This window comes from Allobosea sp., assembly GCF_036675845.1.
Lineage (GTDB): Bacteria > Pseudomonadota > Alphaproteobacteria > Rhizobiales > Beijerinckiaceae > Allobosea.
In genome coordinates this window covers 1-5,632 of record NZ_JAKFED010000200.1, presented here as the reverse complement: position 1 = coordinate 5,632, position 5,632 = coordinate 1, and the positions used below count along the sequence as shown (strand labels likewise).

Genomic DNA, 5,632 nt, shown 5'->3' with positions numbered 1-5,632 from the left:
CCGCCTCGGTGCAGCAGGCGCTGCCGCTGCTCGAACGGGCCGCCGACCTTTCGGAAGCTCATCCGGCCCTGCGGGATACGATCCTGAGGCTGGAGGCTGCCGGCAAGGAACGGCTCGGGGTGAACGATGGCGAAGTCCGGCCGGCCCGCATCGAGCACCCGGTCATCCTGCATCGCGACTGGGTCGGCGCCCGCCAGGCCGCCTTCCGCGCCACCGGCGTCATGCTGGCCCTGGGCACGCTCTGGGTGGTTTCCGGCTGGACAGCCGGATCGCTCCTGCTCCTCGGCACCTCGGTCATGGTGACGCTGTTCTCGACCTGGGAGAACCCGGCGCTGATCATGCGCAAGGTGCTCATCGGCCAGAGCTTCGGCGCGCTGGCGGCGCTGACCTGCCGCTGGCTGCTCTGGCCGCAGGCGACGACCGAGATCGAGCTCGTCTTCATGCTGATGCCCTTCCTGCTGATCGGCGCGCTGGCCATGGCGCACCGCAGGACGATGGTGGGGTCGATCGATTATTGCATGGCCCTGCTGCTGCTTTCGCAGCCCGCCCTGCCGCTGAGGGGAGACTTCCCGGCGACGCTCTTCGCCGCGCTGGCGGTGGTCTCCGCGCCGGCCCTGACCCTTGTCGCCTTCCGCACGATCTTCCCGACCGATGCGCGCCGGCGCCTGGCCGCGCTCTCCGGCATGATGCTGAAGGAGTTGCAGGATCTCTGCAGCGCGCCCGACGCGCCGATGCGCGCGACGACCTGGCGCGCCCGCCTCAACCACCGGCTGCTGCGGCTGGTGCGGCTGTCGCAGCAGGCCGGCGATCGGAAGGCCTCGGCCGAGGATGGCGGCATCGCGGTCTTCGCCGTCGGCATGGCCGTGCTGCGCCTGCGCGCGCTGCTGAGGGAAGCCGATCTCGCCCCGGCGACCAGCCGCGCGATCAGGCTGGCGCTCGCGCGTATCGGCAATGTCGCCCAGCAGCCCGAGCGCGCCGCCCGGTCGCTGGAACGCGTTGCCGACCGGCTGGCCGAGACGGGGCGGGGCGAAGCAGCGTCCGTGCGGGCGGCGAGCCGCGAGCTTGCCGCGCATGCCCCGTTCTTCGCGGGCCATGCCAGCGCGCCCGAAACGGCCGCCTGATGGCGGCGCCAGCCGGCTCGCGATCGGCCCGCCGGCGCGCTTCAGCGCAGCAGCGAGCCGCCGGTCATCTCCGCCGGCTGCTCCAGCCCGAGCAGCGCCAGCAGCGTCGGCGCGACATCGGCGAGGCGGCCATCGGCCAGTGCCTTCGCCTCGCTGCCGATCACCATCACCGGCACCGGACAGGTGGTGTGGGCCGTATGCGGAGTGCCGGTGGCCGGGTCGACCATCAGCTCGCAATTGCCGTGATCGGCCGTCACCAGCAGCGCGCCGCCCTTGGCGAGGATCGCGTCGGCGATCGCTCCGAGGCCCGCATCGACGGTCTCGACCGCCTTGATCGCGGCGGCCAGCACGCCGGTATGGCCGACCATGTCCGGATTGGCGAAGTTCAGCACGAACAGGTCATAGGCGCCGCTCTCGACCGCGGCGACGACCTTCCCGGTCAGCTCCGGCGCCGACATCTCGGGCTGGAGATCATAGGTCGCGACCTTGGGCGAAGGCGTCATGCTGCGCTCTTCGCCCGGATAGGGCTCCTCGCGGCCGCCATTGAAGAAATAGGTGACGTGCGGATACTTCTCGGTCTCGGCGAAGCGGATCTGCTTCAGCCCGGCCCCGGAAACCGTCTCGCCGAGGCCGTTGGCGAGGCTCTGCGGCGCAAACAGCGCCGGCATCAGCGGATCGAGCGCGCTGCCATAGGAGGTCATGCCGACGGCGGCGGCGAGCCCGGGCATGCGCGACCGCGCAAAACCGCTGAACTCGGTAAAGAGCAGCGGCGCCAGGATTTCGCGGATGCGGTCGGCCCGGAAATTGAAGCTGAGCAGCCCGTCGCCATCCTGCATGCCGCCGAAGCCTGCGATCACCGCCGGCCTGATGAACTCGTCGCCGACATTCGCCGCATAGGCCGCGGCGATCGCCGAAGCCGCATCCGGCATCTGCTCGCCCTCGCCCAGCGCCAGCGCCCGCCAGGCGAGCTCGACCCGTTCCCAGCGATTGTCGCGGTCCATCGCATAGTAGCGCCCGGACAGCGTCGCGACCCTGACCTCCTTCGGCAGCGCCTTCTCCAGCGCCGCAACATAGTCGGCCGCCGAGCGCGGCGGCGTATCGCGGCCATCGGTGAAGACATGGATCACGGCCGGGACACCGGCCTCGACCAGGAGCTTCGCCAGCGCCACCGCATGGTCCTGATGGGCATGGACGCCGCCCGGCGAAACCAGCCCGAGCAGATGACAGGTGCCGCCGCTCGCCTTCAGCTTCTCGACCAGCCCGCTGGCCGCCAACGCCTGCTTCAGCGTGCCGTCCTCGATCGCCTGGTTGATGCGCGGCAGGTCCTGCATGACGACGCGGCCGGCGCCGAGATTGAGATGGCCGACCTCGGAATTGCCCATCTGGCCGTCCGGCAGGCCGACATCGAGGCCGGAAGTGCGCAGGAAGGCATGCGGCGCGGACGCCCAGAACCGGTCGAAATTCGGCGTCTTCGCCAGCCGCACGGCATTGTTGGTTGCGTCGTCGCGCCAGCCCCAGCCATCGAGGATCATCAGCATGACGGGGCGGCTGGGCATCGGGCGACCTTGGGCATCTGCGAAAAGGTGCTTGTGCGGATATCACGCTCCCCGCGGCCAAGGCGAGCGTTAAGGTGGTGCGGAATGTAGCGCAATGGTGGCTCCCGCCGAAGCAAGCGTCATCCCGACCGGAGCGCAGCGCAGAGCCGGGACCCATGCCGGAACGGTTCAGGCAAGGATTCCGGGTCTCCCTTCGGCCGCCCGGGACGACTTGACGATACGAGGCCAACTTGCACGGAAATCAGGGACGGAAGGACATACCATGACGATCAAGGCCGTCGTCTTCGATGCCTATGGCACGCTCTTCGACGTGCAATCCGTCGCCGGCCTCACCGAGGCGGCCTTTCCCGGCCATGGCGAGACGATCACCCAGATCTGGCGGCTGAAGCAGCTGGAATACACCTGGCTGCGCTCGCTGATGGGCCGCTACGAGGATTTCTGGAGCGTCACCAAAGCCTCGCTCGACTTCACGCTGAAGACGCTCGGTCTCTCGGCCACGCCCGACCTGCTCGCCCGCATCGCCGCCGCCTATGATGCGCTCGCGCTCTACCCCGAGGCGCTGCAGGCGCTGAAGGCTCTGGCTCCGACGCGGCTCGCCATCTTCTCCAATGGCAGCCCGGCCATGCTGGACAAGCTCACGAAACAGGCCGGGATCGACGCCTTGCTGGAAACGGCGATCAGCGTCGACGAGATCAAGGCCTACAAACCCGACCCGCGCGGCTATCGGCTGGTCGAGGAAAGGCTCGGGCTCTCGCGCGCGGAAATCCTGTTCGTCTCCTCCAACGGCTTCGACATCGCCGGCGCCAAGGCCTATGGGCTGACCGTCGCGCGCATCGAGCGCGTCACGCCGGAAGCGCTGCGGGCGGAGTTGACGGCCGGCGCCATCGGGCCGGCAACGCTGTTCAAGGCCCTGCGCATGCAGCCCGAGCAGCTCGGCGACGGCGCCGACCTGACGATTTCGGCACTGACCGAGCTCGTGCCTTACCTCGCGGCGAGGCGGTGAGGCATCCCGGAAGCCATCACGAATATGATCGTCATTGCGAGGAGCAAAGCGACGAAGCAATCCAGGAGGGCTTGCTCGACGGCCCCTGGATTGCTTCGCTTGCGCTCGCAATGACTGCCGGCGGTCACACCACGCTGGTCAGGCCGCCATCGACCATCAGGAGATGGCCGCTGACATAGTCGGAGGCCGCCGAGGAGAGGAAGATCGCGGCGCCGATCAGCTCCTTCGTCTCGCCCCAGCGCCCGGCCGGGGTCCGGCTCTCGACCCAGTTCGAGAAGGTCTCGTCGGCGATCAGCGCCTTGTTCAGCTCGGTGACGATATAGCCCGGGCCGATGGCGTTGACCTGGATGTTGTGCTTGCCGAGTTCGGCGGCGAGCCCCTGCGTCATCAGCGCGACCGCGCCCTTGGTCGCGGTATAGGGCACGATGGTCGGCCGGCCGAGCTTGCTCATCACCGAGCCGATATTGACGACCTTGCCGCGGCCGCGCGGCGCCATGCGCCTCGTCACCGCCTGGGTGACGTAGAACACCGAATGCAGGTTGGTGGCGATCAGGAAATGCCAGTCCTCGGCCGGGAAGTCGACGAAGGCGCCGCGCTTCTGCGTGCCGGCATTGTTGATCAGGATGTCGATCGGCCCGACTTCGGCCTCGACCGCGGCGATGCCGGCCTCGACCGCCTGCTGGTCGGTGACGTCGAAGGCGGCGATGGCGGCCTTGTGGCCGGCGGCGGCGAGCGCGCTGCGGGCGGCCTCGAGCTTGGCCTTGTCGCGGCCGTTCAGGACGACATGCGCCCCGGCCGCCGCCAGCCCTTCGGCCATGGCGAGCCCGATGCCCTGGCCGGAACCGGTGACAAGCGCGACGCGCCCGTCGAGCTTGAACAGATTGAGCGACATCCTATCCTCCCGGTCTCGCGGCTTGGCACCCCGTCTCGGCTTGGGTAAGCGTTTTAAAACGATTAGACAATTGCCGGGGCCGCATGGCCGCCGGTCTCAGGAGAGCCGCCATGCGCGCCGTCGTCATCCATGCCGAGAAGGATCTGCGCGTCGAGGAGACCGCCACGCCCGCACTCGGCCCGCTCGATGTGCGGGTGCGCGTCAAGGCCGGCGGCATCTGCGGTTCGGACCTGCACTATTACCTGCATGGCGGCTTCGGCACGATCCGGGTGCGCGAGCCGATGATCCTCGGCCATGAGATCGCCGGTATCGTCGAGGCGGTCGGCGCCGAGGTCTCGCGCGTCGCTCCGGGCGATCTCGTCGCCGTCAATCCGAGCCGCGCCTGCGGGCGCTGCCGCTATTGCCAGGCCGGCCAGCAGCAGCACTGCCTCGACATGCTGTTCTATGGCAGCGCCATGCGCTTTCCCCATGTTCAGGGCGGCTTCCGCGAAGAGCTTGTCATCGAGGAACGCCAGGCGGTGAAGCTCCCAGCCCATGTCGGCGCGGCGCAGGCTGCCTTCGCCGAGCCGCTCTCGGTTTGCCTGCATGCCGCCAAGCGGGCCGGCCCGTTGCTCGGCAAGCGCGTCCTGGTCACGGGCTCGGGACCGATCGGCGTGCTGACCGTCGTCGCCGCCCGCGCCGCTGGCGCCAGCGAGATCGTCGTCACCGACGTGGTCGACGCGCCGCTGCCGGTGGCGCTGAAGATGGGCGCGACGACCGCGATCAACATCATGGCCGAGCCCGACCGGCTCAAGGCCGATTACGGCGCCGAGAAGGGCGCCTTCGACGTGATGTTCGAGGCTTCCGGCAACCAGCACGCGCTGACCGGCGCCTTCGACGTGCTCAGGCCGGGCGGGACCATCGTCCAGATCGGTGTCGGCGGCAATTTCACCCTGCCGATGAACGTCGTGGTCGCCAAGGAATTCGACCTGCGCGGCTCCTTCCGCTTCCATGAGGAGTTCGACTGGGCGGTGGCGCTGATCGGCTCGGGCCGGATCGACCTGTCGCCGCTGCTCACCGC

5 protein-coding genes are annotated in these 5,632 nt (G+C 69.0%); 3 read left to right on the top strand and 2 right to left on the bottom strand.

The genetic code is table 11. From position 1 onward, the window contains the following. A partial coding sequence (locus V6M56_RS21170; RefSeq protein WP_332686714.1) for an FUSC family protein occupies positions 1-1,121 on the top strand: 1,121 nt, incomplete at its 5' end. A gap of 41 nt (positions 1,122-1,162) precedes the next feature. Here V6M56_RS21170 and gpmI read toward each other — a convergent pair. Continuing rightward, positions 1,163-2,677, bottom strand: coding sequence for a 2,3-bisphosphoglycerate-independent phosphoglycerate mutase (gene gpmI, locus V6M56_RS21165; protein ID WP_332686712.1), 1,515 nt, complete (start codon positions 2,675-2,677; stop codon positions 1,163-1,165). A gap of 262 nt (positions 2,678-2,939) precedes the next feature. On the opposite strand from gpmI, the gene V6M56_RS21160 reads away from it, so the two are divergent. Beyond that, the gene (locus tag V6M56_RS21160) at positions 2,940-3,680 is read left to right on the top strand and encodes a haloacid dehalogenase type II (RefSeq protein WP_332686710.1); all 741 of its coding nucleotides are present in this window, start codon (positions 2,940-2,942) and stop codon (positions 3,678-3,680) included. Positions 3,681-3,804: 124 nt separating this feature from the next. Here the strand turns inward: V6M56_RS21160 and V6M56_RS21155 are convergent, their stop codons facing one another. Then, entirely contained in the window at positions 3,805-4,572 is a 768-nt protein-coding gene (locus tag V6M56_RS21155) for an SDR family oxidoreductase (RefSeq protein ID WP_332686708.1), read from the bottom strand. A 110-nt stretch (positions 4,573-4,682) separates the two neighbouring features. On the opposite strand from V6M56_RS21155, the gene V6M56_RS21150 reads away from it, so the two are divergent. Continuing rightward, a partial coding sequence (locus tag V6M56_RS21150; RefSeq protein WP_332686706.1) for an L-idonate 5-dehydrogenase occupies positions 4,683-5,632 on the top strand: 950 nt, incomplete at its 3' end.

Bases quoted from the DNA above. Each gene is read 5' to 3' on its own strand.
- gpmI (WP_332686712.1), bottom strand. From the start codon at position 2,677: ATGCCCAGCCGCCCCGTCATGCTGATGATCCTCGATGGCTGGGGCTGG.
- V6M56_RS21160 (WP_332686710.1), top strand. From the start codon at position 2,940: ATGACGATCAAGGCCGTCGTCTTCGATGCCTATGGCACGCTCTTCGAC.
- V6M56_RS21155 (WP_332686708.1), bottom strand. From the start codon at position 4,572: ATGTCGCTCAATCTGTTCAAGCTCGACGGGCGCGTCGCGCTTGTCACC.